The 17,953-nt window shown below is 69.9% G+C and carries 10 protein-coding genes; 1 reads left to right on the forward strand and 9 read right to left on the reverse strand.

What is annotated here, in order from left to right; all coding sequences use genetic code 11:
• Positions 1 to 42: 42 nt before the first annotated feature.
• The 6 genes from drmB to EL245_RS07410 all read right to left on the reverse strand — a co-directional run bounded on the left by drmB (position 43) and on the right by EL245_RS07410 (position 15,272).
• The gene (gene drmB / locus EL245_RS07385; RefSeq protein ID WP_232009648.1) at positions 43 to 2,208 is read right to left on the reverse strand and encodes a DUF1998 domain-containing protein; all 2,166 of its coding nucleotides are present in this window, start codon (positions 2,206 to 2,208) and stop codon (positions 43 to 45) included.
• Positions 2,205 to 6,095: a DISARM system helicase DrmA gene (gene drmA, locus EL245_RS07390; protein ID WP_126382563.1), complete on the reverse strand. Its 3,891-nt coding sequence runs from the start codon at positions 6,093 to 6,095 to the stop codon at positions 2,205 to 2,207. The genes drmB and drmA overlap by 4 nt, the downstream gene beginning before the upstream one ends.
• Positions 6,088 to 10,098, reverse strand: coding sequence for an Eco57I restriction-modification methylase domain-containing protein (locus EL245_RS07395; protein ID WP_232009649.1), 4,011 nt, complete (start codon positions 10,096 to 10,098; stop codon positions 6,088 to 6,090). Before EL245_RS07395 ends, drmA begins: the two co-directional genes overlap by 8 nt.
• A gap of 176 nt (positions 10,099 to 10,274) precedes the next feature.
• Positions 10,275 to 13,457 (reverse strand): DISARM system SNF2-like helicase DrmD, encoded by a 3,183-nt coding sequence (gene drmD, locus EL245_RS07400; RefSeq protein ID WP_126382565.1) that lies wholly within the window; start codon positions 13,455 to 13,457, stop codon positions 10,275 to 10,277.
• Between the two features lie 175 nt (positions 13,458 to 13,632).
• Entirely contained in the window at positions 13,633 to 14,121 is a 489-nt protein-coding gene (locus tag EL245_RS07405) for a DUF4411 family protein (RefSeq protein WP_126384194.1), read from the reverse strand.
• Positions 14,121 to 15,272: an ImmA/IrrE family metallo-endopeptidase gene (locus tag EL245_RS07410; protein ID WP_164719460.1), complete on the reverse strand. Its 1,152-nt coding sequence runs from the start codon at positions 15,270 to 15,272 to the stop codon at positions 14,121 to 14,123. The genes EL245_RS07405 and EL245_RS07410 overlap by 1 nt, the downstream gene beginning before the upstream one ends.
• A gap of 233 nt (positions 15,273 to 15,505) precedes the next feature.
• Between EL245_RS07410 and EL245_RS07415 the strand changes: the two genes are divergently transcribed.
• On the forward strand, positions 15,506 to 15,745 hold the full coding sequence (locus tag EL245_RS07415; RefSeq protein WP_126382567.1) for a hypothetical protein: 240 nt from the start codon (positions 15,506 to 15,508) through the stop codon (positions 15,743 to 15,745).
• A gap of 467 nt (positions 15,746 to 16,212) precedes the next feature.
• On the opposite strand, the gene EL245_RS07420 is transcribed toward EL245_RS07415, so the two are convergent.
• The 3 genes from EL245_RS07420 to EL245_RS07430 all read right to left on the reverse strand — a co-directional run bounded on the left by EL245_RS07420 (position 16,213) and on the right by EL245_RS07430 (position 17,787).
• Complete coding sequence (locus tag EL245_RS07420) at positions 16,213 to 16,647, reverse strand: AAA domain-containing protein (protein WP_331852826.1); 435 nt, start codon at positions 16,645 to 16,647, stop codon at positions 16,213 to 16,215.
• Positions 16,648 to 16,724: 77 nt separating this feature from the next.
• Complete coding sequence (locus EL245_RS07425; protein WP_126382569.1) at positions 16,725 to 17,297, reverse strand: PIN domain-containing protein; 573 nt, start codon at positions 17,295 to 17,297, stop codon at positions 16,725 to 16,727.
• A 55-nt stretch (positions 17,298 to 17,352) separates the two neighbouring features.
• Entirely contained in the window at positions 17,353 to 17,787 is a 435-nt protein-coding gene (locus EL245_RS07430; protein ID WP_197719387.1) for a helix-turn-helix domain-containing protein, read from the reverse strand.
• Positions 17,788 to 17,953: the final 166 nt, after the last annotated feature.

Below are 17,953 nucleotides of genomic sequence, written 5' to 3' on the forward strand. Positions count from 1 at the left end.
ACGATCCCCCTGCACGAACCTCTTTGGTCCCTCGTTCGCGTCTCACACACGTCGTACGTCCTCGAAGAAGGCCAGCTCAGCCGACCGCTGCGCCTTGCCGCCCACGCTGTGCTCCCCGGGCAGTGGGACGACGAACCGACGGTCGAGAAAACGGTTGGCTCGCTCGCAGGAGGTCTCCGAGACCATCGTGCAGCAGTGGCAGGCGGCGCCGTGGAGAAAGTCCTCAGGGTCCTGCGGCACGCGTCTGGCGCACACCGGGTCGGAGGAGCAGCGCATCATCCCCATGAGCGCGGCGCTGACAACCTCGGAGAGGCGCTCCGGCTCGGACAAGGACACGAGGCCGCCGAGAGTCCCGTCGGAGTCCGACGCAGTCGTCGTGAGCAGCACCCCTGCCGCCGCCGGCCGCGAGTCGGTCGCCGTCCAGGCATAGACCCGTTCAGAGATGGAGGCGGCACCGTACCCGGAGGACATGGCCATCTGCCGGATGAGCGCGTGGGCGAAGGTGTGGAGCAACCAGTAACGCGGCGGGACGAAACGCTCGTCGGGTTGGATCGCCCTGGCGGTCTCGGAGAAGCGCCGCTCGACGTTGCGGCGATGGGCCTGACGGTGGGCGAACCACAGCGGGCTAGCGAGCACCCTGCGTTCCCATGCTGCCACGGCCTCCTCGTCGAGCTGGAGGAAGATCCCTTCACCGAGGTCCTCGGTGGCAGGCACCCATGCCGGTCGACCGCCCCTCACGAGGGGAACGAGCCGGGCCACGGTGTCGTCGACCCGGTCGAAGTCGTCGATGCGGGTGAAACCAAGGATGGCGTTGACCTTGCGCAGCCGGTCGACGGCGAGGACCCGGCTGATCCCACGGGGCACCTGGCCCAGGGATCGGGGCGAGACGACGAGGCGGCTGTCGGGGTCCTCGTGGCGCTCGCCGAGCGGTTCCTCCTCGAGATAGTTCCATTCCGGGACGAGAAGGTCCACCGGGTCCCACTGCTCACGTCGGCGCAGACGCTCGTCCTCGGTCTCGGTCGGACGCGAGAGGAGCTCGAGGAGGTGGGTGAGCTCGGAGTCGGGGAGCCAAGCCAGTCTGGCAGCCTCGGCATCGCCCCGCTTGAGAAGCATGCGAACCAGGTCAAGGTTGTCACCCACCGTCTCGCGGTCCTCACCGAGCGTCCGCCGCAGGACCGCCACCTGGTCCCGCTCACGCGCAGCCGGATCCAGCCGGGGCATGTCGATAATCGACTGGGTGGCAGCGAACCAGAGGTTGGAGGCTCCGACGAGCATGACTCGCGGCTCGGCCTGGCAGCCCTCGGGGTCGAAGCCCCCCAGGTGCGGGTGGCGCCCGCGGCAGCGCGGCAGCCGACTGCGGCCCTCCTCCCCCTGGGCCTGGGCCATGGGCCGGGTGCTCCCACAGGCTCGGCAGGAGATGATGGCAGTGGCACCGCGCAGGGAGGTGTCACGCATCTCCAGCTCGGGATTGGGCGCCTTGGTGCAGTGCGCTCCCTCATGCACCCACCAGTCGTAGGGGAACTCGTCGAGGTGACCGATGGGGCAGGCCAGCAGGTAGCGGGCGGGCACGCACGGAGACCGGCGCATCCTCTGTTTCTGCCCCACCGATCCCGTGGAGCGTGAGCCGGATCGCCGCCGCACGCGCCCGGGGCAGTTGCGATGCTCGAAGACCGCCTGGTCGGGGCGGAAGGGGTGGGTGTTGGAGTATCCGTCGACGAAGCGACCGACCGGGGCGAGCAGGTCGCATCCGGTGCAGCGCAGCCACTGGGGAAAGACCCGTGCGGGCACCCCCAGGTCATCACCCTCGCGGCGCCGCCCTGGTCGAGTGGGCTGCCATGGAAAGCGCCGCAGCTCACCGACCTGGTGGCCGAGCATGAGCTGAACGGTCTCCAGGAGGCGCGGCGCGTGGACGGTGACGGGTGCGGAGTCCCGACGGCGCCAGATGTGCTCCCAGTCGTCCAGGCCGGCGGGCATGATCGTGAAGTGCGGCAGGTCGATGACGGCGCCCGGCCCGTAGGTGTACAGCAGCGTCGTGGGCCGGGCGGAGCCGACCTTCGCGTAGTTCTTCTTCGCCTGATCGGCCGAGAGCCGGTCGCCATCACCCAGGGGGTCGACGACACTGAGATCCTCCGAGGAGACAACCGAGTCGGCGGCCCGGTCCTCGGCCCCTTGGCTCGTCGCGGTGCTGCTCGTGTCGTCCTGGTTCACTGCCCGTCCTCCTGCTCGGTCTCCTCCGCCCCCTGGGTCTCCTGACGCTGCCAGGCCGGTCCCTCTTGCGCAGCCCGGTCCACGAGGCGGCTGGGGTCGGGAGACACGAGGAGGTTGATCTCGGGCTGGACCTCCCGCATGGAGCCGGCGACGACGAAGGGCTCCCCGTCCTGCCGGGGAGCGTGCCCGCCCGCGGACTCCGCTGAGCGCAGGAGGGCGAAGAAGCGTGCATCGTCCGCGCCGCGCTCGTAGACGAGCGTGCCGCCCCCCTCAGCGGCGTGCCTCGCCCGACGCGTCCACTCGCTCAGGCGGCTGTCGAGGCGGCTGGAGGCGTACTGGGACGCGTCCTCACCTCCTGCCGCGCCGATGCGGGCAGTCAGCGAGCGCGTCAGTGTCATGAGGGCCTCCTCCTGGGCGGAGGCGTTCCCGGCGTCCCGCTCGGGATTGAGGCCACCGGGGGTGCCGGCCTGGGTGACCCGGGCGGCGGCCACAAGGGCCCCGTCGAGGCCGCGGTCGACGGCCGTGACAGAGAAGGGGGTCACCGACAGCGGCTCGACGCGCGCGTAGAAGGTCTCGTGGAAGTGGCGGAACTGCTCGTAGTGGGCGAGGTCCCGTGGGCGCGCCCAGTTGCCCAGCGTGACGACGAGGCCGGGGCGGTCGGCCATGTCGCGGCCAACCCGGGAGGTGGCCTGGATGTACTCGGCGGTGTTCTTGGGCTGGCCGACGACGAGCATGAGACCGAGTCGGGAGACGTCGACCCCGACCTGGAGCATCGAGGTAGCCAGGACGACGTCATAGGGACTGGCCTCCGCCGGCCGGCGCACCACCTTCGTCCCGGTGCGGGCGGCAACCACTGCGGCGTTCCTCGCGGCGGTGGAGTCCACCTCGGGATCGAAGGTGAGTGCCATCCGGTCAAGGGTCGAGGTGATGTCCGCTGAGGAGATCCGGGAGGTGAGCTCACCCAGGTGCAGCGCACCGAAGTCGGTGCCCCTTCGCCGTGGCAGACGACTGTCTCCTCCCGGCTTGGCCAGGCCGGTCTGGATGTCGTCCTGGACGTAGCGGGCCATGCCGGCGAGCTCACGGGTGGCAGAGAAGTAGCCGACGAGGGTCATGTAGGGGTCTGCTGCGGCACCGAGGCGATCGAGGAGGAGCTGGGCGCCGGACATGAGCACCTGGGTCACCTGGATCTCGGCTGCGGTCAGGCGCACCCCAGTTGTCGACAGTCCCACGTAGAGGCGGCCAGGGTGCTCGGCGTCCACGGGCAGGGCGCGAGAGAAGAAGGTGTCGGCGGCGTCGAGGACCTGGGGCGGGAAGATGGTGACGTCCCGCCCGTAGAGGAGCCGGACCTGGTCGGCGACCCGGCGGACCGTGGCCGAGGAGGCGACGATGAGCGGCGCGGCTGGGCGGCCGTCGGGCGCGGTCCACGCGCACATCGTCTCGACGGCGGTCTCGAACAGGCCGACCGTCGTGCCCAGGGCCCCGGTGATGAGGTGGAGCTCGTCCTGGATGATGAGGTCTGGTGGCCGCAGCCTCGTGGCGGGCCGGATGGCGGACGCCGGGAGGGTTGGTGTGGCGTTGTGGCGCCCGTTGTCGGCCAGGTCGCAGCACGCGTAGTCGGACTTGTCGAGGTGGTCGCGGAACGGGACGTAGCCGTGGCGCTCGCAGCGGCGCGAGACGTGCCCGAAGAGTGTCGCGGCGTGCCCCTCGCGGGCCAGGCGGGCGAGCTTGTCGACGGTGGCGATGACGAAGGCGGGGGTGAGCCGGTAGATCTCCTCATCGGTGGTCAGGACCGGCAGGCCGTCGGGGACGTTGTCGTCTCCGGCGGAGAAGGGGCACTCACCGTAGGGGTCCGGGCAGTGGACGACGACTCGTTCGGCCATGCCTGCGGCCTCACCGACGGTCACGTCGTTGGGGCTGAGGGCCAGGCCGCACCAGGGGCAGTGGCCAAGCTGGAGGGCGGAGAAGCGGTAGCCGGCGCCGCTGCCCTGCCGGCTGCGCAGGCGCTGGAGCTCCTCGGCGGCCTCGCGCACCCGTTTGGGGGACACGCTCGTGCCGACCCACAGGCCGATGCGGAAGGGCTCGCTCCCCCAGGTCTCGGGGTCCTCCCGGCGGGCGAGCTCGGCGGCGCACACGAGGGTGGTGGCGCGCTGGAACTGCTGGGAGGTGAGCAGGCGCAGGGTGTAGCGCATGAGGACGGTGACGCCGGCGCGCCCGTCGAGCGGGCCGTCCGGGGTGTCGAGGAGGCCCTGCCTGCGGCGGATGGCGAAGGCGTAGGCGGCCAGTCCCAGGTAGGCCTCGGTCTTGCCTCCTCCGGTGGGGAAGAAGAGGAGCTCGACGGCGGCCAGGGGGCCGCACCGGCGCTGTGCGGCGGGGTCGGTCAGGGCGGGCAGCTGCATGAGGATGAAGGCGAGCTGGAAAACCCGCCAGTGGTGGGGATGGCTTCCTGCCAGGACACGTTCCTGGGCCTGCTCGACGCTCAGCTGCGGGTCGGCTGCCCGGGCGGCGGCGACCTGGGAGCGGAGGCGCTGGTCGGCCATGACCCGGTTCATGAAGGCGAAGCTGCGGCGGGCCTCTGCCCCCTCGGGGGTGTCGGCGGTGAGGTGCGCGAGACCGTCGGCGAGCTGGTCGCGGACCTGGCGGGCTTCGACGAGGGCTTCTGCGGCGGTGTCCCGCACGTGCTCCGGGAGGGCCTCGGCGGCGGTATCCTGCCCGTCGAGCCAACTGCTGTAGGCCTCGATGATGGGCTGGAGGGCGGCCCGCAGCGTCTCGGGGCTGTCCGGGGCGGTGGCCGCGGCGGCCAGGGCGCGCATGTCGAGCTGGGCGCCGGGGACATGGGCTGCGGTGGTCTGGGGGGTCTCGGCGGTGGGGATCCAGGTGGTGCGGACCTGGACGGCGCGGCGGGTGGGGGCCTGGCCGCCGGGCGCGGGTGGCAGGCTCCAGGTGGCCGAGCAGGTGCGGCCGACGGCGAACTCGAGCCGGTCGCGGTACTGAAGGTCGAGGCGGGCCTCCTCGCTGCCGGGGCACGGGCCGGGGGGCCCGCCGGGGGCGGGTGGGACGAGGGGGTCGTGGACGGGCAGGAAGACCGCGCGGCCACCGGCGTCGACGTCGATGCGGGTCTGGAACATCCAGGCCTCGGTGGGGATGCGTCGGGGTGTCGTCCGGTCGTTGCACAGGGCGAGCTCGATGAGGTAGCGGTCCGCGGGCTCGTCGTGGTGGGAGTCGATGCGGAGGGTGACCTCCCCTTCGAGGGCGCGGTCCTGGGTGGCTCCCGGGGTGAGTGAGGCGAGCTCGAGGCTCAGGCTGTGGTCGTGCGGGACCCGGCGGTAGCGGGAGTCTCCCGAGGTGCCGGCGCTCTCCGTGGTCTCGGCGCTCAGCGGCTCGTAGGTGCCCCAGCTGATGTGGACGGTGAGGGCGTCGAGGTCGGCGGGGACCTGGAAGCGCAGGCCCATGGAGGCCGGGATCATGAGGCCGCGGCGCACGGGTTCGTCGTCGGTTTCCTCGCCGGGGTCCTCCTCGGCGGTGGCGCCCAGGGTCTCCTCCTCGGCGCCGACGACGGGCACGCCGGTGGACTGCGCCGCCTCGAGAGGGTCAACGCCCTCGCCGGCTGCTTCGGCAGAGGTCTCCTTCGTGCGAGCCTCCGCGGGGTCCTCCAAGCGGGTGGGGGCGATGCGACCGAGGAGGTAGCGCTGCCCGGGCGGGGAGGACAGGAGCTCGGTGTCGCCCTCGGCCGGGCCGAGGAGCTCGCGGCGGAGGACCTCGAGAAGCCCGGCGCGGGCCGAGGCAGAGCTGGAACCGGGATCCTCGTCAAAGACGTAGGCCGTACCGTCATGGACCGTCCTGCCGGCCCTGCTGGTTGTGGCGGGGGCGTGCGGGCTGCTTTCAGACATCGAGGGTCTCCTCCTGGACGGGCTGAGGACGACGCCCTCCGCGAGGCCTCGTCGCCGGCGCTTGGGCGGCCTGGGCCTCGAGGGCGGCGCGGCGGTGGTTCTCCTCAAGGAGCCGGTCGAGGATCTCGACGCGGGCGGACGGGGAGACGGTCCAGCGGGTCATCTGCCGGTAGGTGTGGAATCCGTGGGCGAGATCGAGGTCGTCCCAGCCGTAAGCGGCAGCGACAGTCTCGTCGAGCTCGCGGTGGATCTCGCGCAGGCGGTCGACATCCGGGTCCACGCCGGGCGTGAGGCCCGGGTCGTTGACGAGGTTGTAGAGCGTGGTGAGGCCGAGGCTGCGGCGCAGCATGATCTCGCGGCGCTCGGTGTCGAGGCTGCGGCCGACGGCCTCAAGAGCCGGGGTGGGTGCCGGGCGAGGAAAGGTCTCAAAGACGTCGGTGGGCGTGTAGCGGGGATCGCCCCGCATTCCCGAACCATTCTTGATCGCCCAGGCCTGATGGAGGGAGGAGGATAGCACCGCTTGATCACTGAAAGAGTCCGTGGCGAAGACAACTGTCGCATCACTCATCACGGCGCCGGTAGGCACGCGCACCGGCATGACCGTCTTACTCACCCGCGCCACAACGAGCACCTCGTCAAGTTCGGCAATCGCCCTCCGCATCGACGGTGCCCATGCCGCAAAACGCCACCAATACTCGCGACGGTAATCGATCTTAACGACATCGCGTTGAGGCTTGACATCCCGGACCACTCGGGCGAACGGCGTCTCATAGAGCCCGGCTTCATCTCGTGAACGCATACCGAAATCGATGACCCATCGAGATGGAGAGCAGTCGGGCCGAGAGTTGAGGTCCTCGCCGTTGAGGTAGGGGAAGAGGACCTCGGCGTTGCGCGGGTCCCGCTCGATCCACACCTGGGCCTCCTCGGGCTCAAGGATGAAGCCCTTGCCGAGGACGTAGCAGCCGATGAAGGCGATCCCTGCGTTCTCTGCGATTCGTTCCGGTTTGCCGGCCACTCGCCCCTCGGGCTCGAGAAGGGTTGAGATCCGGTTGACAGGCTCGTCGTCGCAGACGATCTCGCTGGCGGGGCCAACCTCGGCCCGTGTGCCCCAGACGGCCGCGTACTCGAGGTTCGCGCTTGCCGCCGGCCACGTGCGGGACTGGATGGCGCGGGTGATCGTGAAGCCTCGTGCGACCATCTGGTCGAGTCCCACCTCGCGGGTGTCTCCCTGGGCGAGGGTGTTCGTCGCAATGAGCCCGACGGTCCCGCTGGGGCACAGGAGGCCGGCGGCGCGGAGGAAGAAGTAGGCGACGAGGTCGGCGCTTCCCCGCTGCCCGTTTGCGAGGGCGTGGACGAGCCAGTCGCGGATATTGCTGCCCATCGCGCCGGTCAACTTCTGCCCGCCGAGGAACGGCGGGTTTCCCACAATCGCGTCGAATCCTCCGCGTTCCATGACCTCGGGGACGGTCAGGGGCCAGTGGAGACAACGCCAGCGCCTGTCGTCCGTGGACACCGTCGGGGTAAGGCCGCGCTCGAGGATTGCCTCCAGCATCGAGTCCTCTGCCTGCCCCTCGGGCGGGAAGGCGCGTCCGAGGGCCACCGCGAGGTCCCCGTATGCCTCGTTGAGTTTCTTGCCGGGCTTAGCACCAACCGCCGGATCCAACCCCACGGCGACCACGGCGTCGGCGACGCTCCCCAGGAGCCTGAGGTCCTCCTCGTTCTCCCGCTGCAGCCGCAGCTTCGTCGCCGTCGAGCGAGCTGGGTCCTCGTTGTCCACCTCGGAGGCGAGCTCACTGCGCCGCTCCCGCACCCGCGCCAGGACCGTGTCGACGTCGAGGGCAGAAGCGTGCTCCCCTGCGCGGTCGAGCTCGAAGAGCCGCGTCGTGGGGGCGGCGGAGGGATCGATGTGCTGGGTGCGCAGCTGGCGCAGGTCGGTGATCCCGAGCAGCGAGTTGCCGACAAAGATCTTGTCATCCACGAAGCTGAAGGGCTTGTCCTTGTCGAGGGAGACGAGCCACAGGGAGAGCTTGCACATCTCGACGGCCATCTCGTTGATATCCACCCCGTAGAGGCAGCGGGCAACGACCTGCCGCAGGGCGTGACGCTCCGCTCCCCCGGGCTGCGTGACGTACCGGCCCAGGGTCCCCTCCCGTGTCCAGGCCTCAACGAGCTCGCGGGCCAGAAAGCGGGCCGCGGCCACGAGGAAAGCTCCCGAGCCGCAGGCGATGTCGGCCACGTGCAGGCCGAGGATCTGGTCCGAGCTCAGCGGCCGCCAGGCCGAGCGGTCGTTCGTCTGGTGCGGGCCGGGGTGGAACACCAGCGGCTCCAGGGCGTGACGCACGACCTCCTCGGCGAGCGAGCGGGGCGTGTAGTGGGCACCGGCGTCGCGCCGGGACGGGGTCTCGGTCACCACGAGGCCCCCAGCCTCGATGACCACGGGCCTGCCCCGCAGGTCCCGGCGGATAGCGCCGATCCACGGGCGCAGGCGGCCACGCAGCCCCGCCTCGTGGGTGACGGCCAAGAGGGCGCGCTCAGCCTCGTCATGGTCCATGGCGTCGCCGGAGCGCAGCGCCTTGGCCAGGGCGCTCTTCGTTGGAGGTTTGGCCGCGCTCTGGTGCTCCTTGACCCAGGTGAGGACACCTGCGGCGAGCTCCGCGTCGTCGGCGTGCTCCTCGGCGAGGTCCTCAAGGACCGCCAGGGGCACCTCGGGCTCCTCACCGTCGGTGCCGATGAGACCGAGCACCGTCTCCGTGGCACGGGCGCAGGTGTAGCCGAGCAGGCCCTCGTAGATGTAGCCGATCTGCTCGACGTCAATGTCCCGGAAGGACAGGCGACGCACCTCGCGCTCTTTGCCCCTGCCGGTCCGGGCCGTCTGGAGGGAACGCAGAACGTGCATCATGACCCGGTCCGAGACGGTCAGGCGCAGCGCGCCGCCGTCGTCGGTGGCTGTGAGGAAGGGGAAGCGGGCGGGGTCGAACAGTGAGCCGCCGTAGGCGGGAATCCGCATGTCCTCGGCGTTGACGCCGTCGTGGAGGGCACGGGAGGTCGCCAGGAGCCGGTGCCAGGTCAGGCTCGTGCCGTCCATGGACTCCTCGCCCTCGTCGCGGGCACGCGCCTCCAGCTCGTCCAGGACTCCCGCCAGGCCGTAGCCGCCGGTGTAGAGGGACTGGGCGGGCAGGAGGCCGCGCTCCTCGGCGAAGAGGAGGAAGACCGCCCGCATCATGATCGTGACGACCGCCTCGTAGACCTCATGGGCGTCCTCGGGCAGCGGGTCCCCCAGGGCCGGTGCGCTCGGTGCGGTCCGGGCGGCCTCGGACAGGGCCGTGACGACGAGCTCGACCGCCCGACGCACCTGGGTGCCGAGGGCGTCGGTCACCTCCTCGGCCGCCAGGACGGAGTCCGCAAAGAGGGCGGGCAGGCGTTTCTCGCTCGTGCCGCCCACGAGACGGGGCACGGACAGGAGCTGGCAGAAGGCGTTGCGGGTGGCCGGTTCCTCGACCCAGGTCTGGCAGTCCACGATCCCCGAGGCGGTCGCCCCGGCCGGTGGGGCGCTGACCAGCGCCCACCAGCGCCCGTCGGTGACGACCCCGATCGTGCAGGTCGACTCCCGGCTGCGCAGCATCGCTGCCATCCGGTCGATGGGGCTCGCCGCCCACCCGTCCTGGCCCACCTCACGCAAGGAGCCGACCGGGTCGGTGAGGAGCAGGAGGGCCCCGACCGTCTCCCCGCGAGCCAGAGCCCCGCTCGGCGTCACCGTGACGGCCGGGAATCCGTCTGAGACGACCCGGTAGGTCTCGGCCAGGGCCGGGCGGGCCTCTGCGGTCACGAGGCCCTGCCCCCAGCCGATCACCTCCGTGAGAACCGTCGACACCCAGGTGTCGCGCGCCCGGCGGTAGTCGGCCAGGGCTAGCTCCCGGTCGCGGTCCCAGGCGTCCCAGGCGCGGTCGAAGGCGGACTTCGCCGCACGCAGCGCCTCCCGGCGGGCCCGGTCCAGCGACGGCATGCCCTGTGGGTACAGCCCTGTCATGACCGGGACCGACAGGAAGGGGCCGTCGGTGTCCACCAGCTCGAGCCACTCGCGGTGCTGCTGGGAGGCCGTGCGCGCCGCCCTTGCTTCGCCGGTATCGGCAGCTCGGCCGCTCCGACCGGCCGAGCCTCGTCCTGTTCCTCGAGCCTGGCTCATGACCCCCTCCCCCATGCCATCGCGTCCTCCTCGGTGACGGCCAGGACGAGGGCCACGGAGGCGACATAGGGCCGCACGTCCTGGTACCGCAGGTCCATCGTCTGCGCCTCTCTCTCCTCCTCATCGCCCAGGGCAGCCAGACGGTCCTCCATGGCGCGCAGGTCCCGGGCTCGTTGATGACGCTGGTCCTCTGCCCACAGGGCGAGCATGTCCTGACTCTCGCGCTCCTCAGTACGCAGCCGCTCCAGGGAGTCGGTCAGGTTGGCGCGGAAGGCGGCGAAGATGGCGCGAACGCGCTGGGTGTCCTCGAGCCGCCGCTCCTCAAGCCTTGAGTCGACCTGGTCCTGGAGAGACTCCGCCCGGCGCTCGGTCTCCTCGACGAGGCGGGTGCGCAGGTGCCCGTCGTCGTTCCACAGCTCGGTGAGGTGCGCCCGCACCTGAGGGGCCGCCAGCTGGTATCCCTGCGGGTCGAGGGCGCGGTCGAGAACCTCCGAGAGGGTCCCCTCGGCCACGCGGTGCCCACGCAGCCGCACCCCGGTCACGAAGACCTCCTCGTGCAGGCGCAGCCCGCCGCGGCCCACGAGCACGAGCCGGGACAGGGAGGCGGCGCAGGAGTGCTCCAGGCCCGGCAGCACGACCGCCGTCACCCTGCTCACCTCGGAGCGCGGGCTGAAGAGGTTGGCACGCAGGGTGCGGGTGGCCTTGCGCATGAGCGGGTGACCGAGGTGGAGGTGGACGATGCCGGGCACGCGCCCAGCCTCCTCGTCGAAGGTGACGGGCCGTAGGCGCCCTGGCGCCAGGCGGGTGTCGAGGCCTGCCAGCGCCTCCTGCCAGGATCGGCCCAGGGCGGGCACGGCGTAGACAGCCGCGTCGGTCTCCTCGCTGCCGACCTCCTCGAGGAGCGGCTGGTGGGTCATGCGCAAGGCCTCGTCCACGACTCTCCGACCGGCCGCGGCGCTCAGGTGCATCTGCTTCTTGCGCTTCTCATACCCCGCCGCCAGGGCCGTCAGCCGCTGGTTGAGCCTGGCCGAGCCGGCCAGGGCGTCGGTGATGGCCTGCTCGTCGCGCCCCTGGGCGCGGGCCTTGCGGAGGCTGCGCCCGAGGAACTCCCTCGTGATGTTCTCATCGATAAGCGGGTTGATGGCACCCAGGTCCTGGGTCTCGGTGGCGATCTTGGTCGCGAGCCGCTGGAGGAACTCCTGGTGGCCTGCGTACAGGCCCTCCTTGCGCAGCGGGGCGAGGTAGTAGATCTCCGGCGCCTGGCGCTGGCCGTACCGGTCGATGCGCCCGACGCGCTGCTCGAGCCGGGAGGGGTTGAAGGGCACGTCGAAGTTGACCAGGCGGTGGCAGTGGTCCTGGAGGTCGATGCCCTCCCCGGCGGCGTCGGTGGCCACGAGGACCCGCACCTCCTCCTCGGTGGGGCTGGCGGTAAAGCGGGCCCGGACGTCCTCGCGTTCCTCCGCCGAGGTCGAGCCGCGGATCACCTCGAGGCGATCGTCATAGCCCTGCTGACGCAGCACGGAGAGGATCCACTCGACGGTGTCGGCATACTCGGTGAAGACAACCACCCGCTCATTCGTCCACGTCCTCCCATCAGGTCGGCAGACGGCGTCGAGGAAAGAGACCAGGGCCGCCAGGCGGGAGTCGGGGCGGGACTGGTAGCCCCGGCCCCAGTCGGCCAGCGCCTCCAGCTGCTCGCGCGTGGCGGCGGACAGCGGGTCCGAGGCGCGGGTCGCCAGGAGCGTGTCCATCTCCGGCTGGGCGGTCAGGCCCTCCTCCTCATCGGACTGTCCCGAGCCCATGACCTCCGTGTAGTAGTCCTCGTCGTCGTAGTCCTCGAGGCCGCTCGGTAGCGACTGGTCGAGGTACCCGCTCAGGGTCTGCGCGAATGCCCAGGGGCTGGACAGGAATCGCTTCTTGAGCAGGAGGGCGGCGATGTCCAGGTGCCGGCGCCCCTGGGCGCGGCCGGAGGCCCGCAGGATGCCGTCCAAGGTGGCGTAGGCCTGCTCCTCCTCCGGCGAGGCCTCGTAGGGGAGCACCTTGACCTTGCGCTGACGGAAGTTCTTCTCGGCGATCTGCGACTTCAGGCGCCGCACCGTCACCTCGTTCAGGGCGGTGGTGTCGATGCTCGCGCCGCGGGCAAAGCGACGCGGGTCGATCATCTCCAGCAGAGCGGAGAAGGACTCCGTGTAGCCGTTGTGGGGTGTGGCGGACAGGAAGAGGCGGTGCTCGCAGCTCTCCGCCAGGCGGCGCAGTGCCCGGGTGCGTTGGGAGTCGACCGCGTAGCCGTCTCCGCCGCCCGCGGCCGAGGGTGTGGCTGGCGCCACGTGGTGCGCCTCGTCGACGACGAGGACGTCGAAGGCATAGGAGCGGGCGGTACCGGACCGGGCGGCGTCGGCGAGGACCTCACGTAGGAGCCTTTGGGCCCGCACGCCAGGCAGCCAGGCCATCGAGACGATGACCCGGGGGTGAAGGCGCAGCGGGTTGGCGGCCAGCCCGTAGGTGCGCCGGTCGGTCGCCATGCGGGCGGAGTCGACGATCACGAAGTCGAGGCCGAACTTCTCCCGCATCTCGGCCTGCCACTTGATGGCCAGGCTCGGTGGGCACACGATGATGACCGATCGGGCCCGGTGGCGCAGCAAGAGCTCCTCGATGACCAGACCTGCCTCGATCGTCTTACCGAGGCCGACGTCGTCGGCGAGCAGGAGGTTGGTGCGCGGGGCTGCCAGTGCCCGGCGCAGGGGCTCGAGCTGGTAGGGTTCCAGGGTGGCACCGGAGCGGAAGGGCGCCTGGAACGCCCCGGGGTCAGCGGAGGTCACGGCTCCCCAGCGCACCGCGTCGACGAAGGCGCCCAGGGTGTCAGGGTCGTCAAAGGCGTCCGCCGCGATGGACTCAGGCAGGCCTCGGTCCGGGACCACTGACTGTCCCAGCTCCAGCTCCCAGATCACCGTGAGCTCCTCACCCATGCGGTCCTCGTCGAGGGACTGGAGGGTGACGACGTGCTCGAGGCGGGCGGTGCCGTCGTCGGCTGAACTGCGGGGGAGTCCTTGGGCGGTGACGTCCGTGACCGCCCAGACCGAGCCCCTGACCTCGACCACCTGGCCGGGATCGGGCGCCTGGGGGATCCTGTGGTCTGCCGTGGGGGCGCCTGCGGGCGCCGAGGGAAGCTGAGTCGTCATGGGTGCCTGGTCGACGGGCCGCTGGGCGGAGGATGGTGAGAAGACGCTTGTACTCTAGCCCTGCGACCCTGCTCTCCAGGCCTGCGTGTCGACGCAGTGGCCGAACTGTGAGGCAGGCCCGTCCCCGGGACCGGTCGCTCCGGGGGCAGCGCTCCCCCTGCTGGCCGCGTCTGTCCTACGGGCGCAGCCCGAAGGACACGCCCGCTGCGCGGAGCATCTCGAAGGTGTTGACCCACCTGACGCCGAGCGCTTCGCACGCGTCCGGGATCTTCACCCGCTTGCGGGAGCCTGATCCCGCGGTCTCGTGGGTGACGACGGTGCACGAGTGCGCCGCAGCGAAGGCGACGAGCAGGTAGTCGGCGTTGTTTGCCGTGAAAGCATTCAGTGCAGCCGGATTGAAGTTCTCCGACTGCGCCCACTGTGACAGCGGCGTGAAGAACGAGGCCGTCCGCTGATCGAGCGAATGGAAGAAACCGCGATGTACCTTCGCCCACGCAGAAAGCTCGTCCTCACCTCGACAGAGCTCGTCGTACACCTTGTCGATACTGAACACTCTCCCCTGGTCGTGCCCCTGGTTGAGCCAGTCCCAGAACCCGGGGGCGATATAGAAGGCATAGTAGCGGTTCTTCGCCTCGATAAGGACGTTGGAGTCGACGAGGTACATCACGCTGCTCCCACTCTCTCCGCCAGCCCCTCAAAAGTCGAGTGCTTCGACGCACCCAGTAGTCGGTAGGCGTCCCTGTAGGTCGTCCGCCCCTCCAAGGTGGAGGAGACCACGGCTCGGGCGAACGGACGTCCCAGGCGGCGAAGCTGGGTGTTGTAGTAGTTTCCGCCTCCACCCCGGTCACGCGAGGACTCCATGAGCCCCAGGACGCGCCGACGTTCAGCGTCGTACCGACCCACGTAGTCATCCCAGCCGAGGTACCCGGCGTCTCGGAAACGAGCGAGCACGACAAGCGTGCTCACCTTGTAACGTTGAGCCAGTCGGTCCAACTCATCCTCGTCGCAGACACCTCTCCATTCGTCCTGAATGGAGTCCAGAGGGACCAACACCTCCGCAGCGACCTGGTTGCACCAGCGCTCTTCCTTCTTTCCCGCCTGAGCACCGGCGACCGCGTCGGACAGCGCACTGTGCCCCAGCCACAGGTGGGCAAGCTCGTGGACGAGGGTGAAGATCTGCGCGGCCTTGGTGTCAGCGCCGTTGATGAAGACAAGAGGGGCGAGGTCGTCAGCCAGGACAAAGCCCCGGAACTCCTCCGGATCGAGTTTCCGGTGCGTGTCCGCCCCCACGATCCCGTTAACCATGACGAGGACGCCGATGTCCTCAGCACGCTCAATGAGGTCGGTCATCGCCGCGGACCAGTTCGTCACGGACCGCTCGTCAAGGCGGAGTGCGGCACGAATGTGCCCCGCGACCTCCTGCGCAGGAGTATCGAGCGTCGCGGAACCGACGAAGCCGAGGGAGGCGGCTTGCGCATCCATGACCTCATCTCGATACCAGTCCTGACGTAGCTGGCACAGGTAGATCGTCTCGAGCAGGTCCACCGAAGGCTCGCTGACCCCGACATCGCGGAGGGTGCGCATGTCCGGGATCGGAACGTCCTCGACCGGCGGCTCGGGCAGGAAGAGCATGCCTAAGGGCGCGTGGGTGTTGTTGGCGAAGTCCTCGATCTGCTTGAGAGTGGGGCGCGAGACCCCCGCGATCCAGTCATCGAGCTTGGGGGCACGCTTGCGGACGGTCGCATCGTCCCAGCGAGCCCGCCTGACGGCCCAGCGCAGCAGGTCGGGCGCGACATCCACACGGACTGCGGCCACGGCTCCTCCTTCGCGTCCCGATCTCAGGCACCAGTCTGCCCCACATCGCCGACACGGTCAGCATCCGGACCGCGGCGCAGGTCACCGTCCTTCTCCGCCCACCCTCGGCAGGCTGCGGGACGGCAGTGCTACCGGCCCCGCCGGCGTCGACCGCGCCCGAGGGCCCACCCCGTAGGGAGCCCCGCCTTGCCTCGCGTGCACGGCTGAAGGGGAGTTCCGCCCACTACCTGGACATGAGTACTTCACCGCCCGAGGACCTGCTCTCCTCCATCCACCGCCACCTGCTTACCGCCGTGGTCACGCACCTCGGGGGCACGGTGCTCATCACGCTCGCCTTTGAGGTCCTCTGGACCGTCCTCGAGCATCCGGCCACGAAACAACTCGGCACACGGATCATGAGCACGATCGCCCGCCGAGCCAACCCTCGTCGGCGCACCTCGAGACGACAGCGCAGGGACCGTCATCGGCGCTGACGGGCGGGAAGGATCGGTGCTCCACCCACAGGTGGGGAACCCGATCACCAAGGGTGAGCGGCGCCGTGATCCCCTTCCATGATGCTCGCGCACAGGTCACTGTGACCGGCGCCAGCGTCGACCGCACCCGGGGGCCGCGAGCACGGCCAAGGGCTGCACCGCCTCCGGGGCGCGCCCTCAGTCCACGCTAAGACTCCATCACTGCAGACAGTGGCGCCCTCACTGGAGAAAGTGAGCGTCTCACTGAAGACAGTGAGACCTTCACTGACGCTGGTTGACGGCGCGGTCAGCACGGAACCGCGCCAACATCCCAGACGTCGTTGCCACACGCCACCTGCTGTCACTCTTACTCTCACTCTAACAATGTGAGAGTACTTGAGAGTAGAGCGCGTCCCGCACACCCGCGCCCCCGACCCGCGCTTGCCGTCTCGCGTCCCGGCCGCAGCCCCTCATGATGTCGTGTCACGTCACCTGCCCCGAGACCTCCCGGGTCCCGGCCGACCTCCCGGCACCTCGCTCCTGCTCGCCGAGCCTCCCCCGGCCGCCCCGGTCCCGTGCCCCAGCCGTGCGGCCAGCTCGTCAAAGTAGGTGTACCGCGCCCACGCCTGCCGGTCCCCGATGACGTACAGCCGCCGTCGGGCCCGGCTCGCGGCGACGTTGACGAGGTTGACCGTCTGCGAGGCCCAGGCCTTGGCACCAGGCTTGTCCGGGTCTCCTCCCAGGACGAGGAAGACGACGTCGGCCTCGCGCCCCTGGGCGGTGTGGATCGTGCCGGCCCGCAGGCCGGGGTATCTTCTCTCAAGGGCCTTGAGGTTGTGGGCGACCGCTCGGAACGGCGAGATCGCGATCACCTCCGACATCTCAACCCCCTGCTTGCCGAGCCAGTCAAGCCCGCGACGCAGGCGGGCGACCTGCCCGGGGTCGTCACCTCCTCACCTCACACCGCCCCCCCGCTCCCCGATACCCGGGACGACCGCGCTCAGTCAAATGCGAGCCGCTGCAGCTCCTCCCTGAAGCGGAGCCCGAAGGCAGGGCATCCGGCGGTGGTGAGCGCATCATCGAGCTGCAGGTAGCGCGGTCGCTTCTGCCAGTACTCGAGCTGCCGCTCAACAATCGGCCTCAGGCACATAGGATTGGATTGGGCCACGAGGCAAAAGAACTCGTCGGGCGCGATGATCTCGTACACTTCCTCATCCGGATTCCTAGTGAAGTCCGCCGGATCGTTCTGGGTGAGGAGGAGATCAGCCCGACACGTGACCGCGGCCGCGTGGACGTGGTAATCATCCGGGTCGTTTCCGGTGAAGGACAGGTCTCCTGAGTAATCATCCAGGATCTCATCAAGGAACGTGCGCATGAGGTCGGCGCGGTGCCTGGTCACGTGGCCTGGCGCAGTCGGGTGCTTCTTCCTCATATTGGCGAGGACCTCAGCAAGGATGTCCTCGGTTGCACACAACTGAAACATGCCTGGGTTGTCACAGCGGAGAAGGAACAGCCAGTCCATCGTCGTCTTGGCGAACAGGACGTTGGCATCGACAAGCACCCTCTGCGTCACACAGGACAGACTAGTGCCCGCACGTCCATCTGACCACGCCCTGGGACGACCGCGCTCAGTCCACGAAGAACTCGAAGTCTCCCTCAGCATCCAAGGAACGGAGCTCGTCGAAGGCGCGGCGCCGCTCGCGTTCGCGAGCCGCACGGAAGGCGAGAACGTCCTCCCTGCGGAAGCGCGTGTGCGATCCGACCTTGAAGGAGTCGATCCGGCCCTCACGACTCCACTTAAGGACGGTGGGCCTGGAGACGCCGAGCAGGTCCGCAGCGACGGTGCTCGTCAGTTCCTCGGGGACGCGCCCGATCGTCACCTCGCCCTGCTCGGCGACGGCCGCGAGCGTCGCAAGGAGCATCCTCTGAGCGCCCGGGGGCAGCGGAACCTCGCGGCCGTCGGCGTCCCGCAACGCGATCGACATACGGTTGTCGATCGGCAGCTCTCGAAGCTCTTGGATCGTGCCGGCGGTCACGGCAACCCGCGAGGCGAGCAGGGCCACACCCACATCCGTCTCCTCTCCAGACGCGCCTACCAGGGACACACCACACACTAGGTCGTTGCACTTGTAAGTGCAAGGTCGAGGAGTGTGCTGCCTGCCGCAGCCGGGATCCGGGAACCGCGCTCCGCGCGGACCCACCGCCGGCCCCGCCCGCCCCTGCGGCACA

The sequence above is a fragment of the Actinomyces howellii genome (assembly GCF_900637165.1).
Lineage (GTDB): Bacteria > Actinomycetota > Actinomycetes > Actinomycetales > Actinomycetaceae > Actinomyces > Actinomyces howellii.

What these genes read in the sequence shown, in the direction of transcription:
- drmA (WP_126382563.1), bottom strand. Translation starts at nt 6,095, where the DNA reads ATGTCTGAAAGCAGCCCGCACGCCCCCGCCACAACCAGCAGGGCCGGC.
- EL245_RS07395 (WP_232009649.1), bottom strand. Translation starts at nt 10,098, where the DNA reads ATGCCGTCGCTGGACCGGGCCCGCCGGGAGGCGCTGCGTGCGGCGAAG.
- drmD (WP_126382565.1), bottom strand. Translation starts at nt 13,457, where the DNA reads ATGACGACTCAGCTTCCCTCGGCGCCCGCAGGCGCCCCCACGGCAGAC.
- EL245_RS07405 (WP_126384194.1), bottom strand. Translation starts at nt 14,121, where the DNA reads ATGTACCTCGTCGACTCCAACGTCCTTATCGAGGCGAAGAACCGCTAC.
- EL245_RS07415 (WP_126382567.1), top strand. Translation starts at nt 15,506, where the DNA reads ATGAGTACTTCACCGCCCGAGGACCTGCTCTCCTCCATCCACCGCCAC.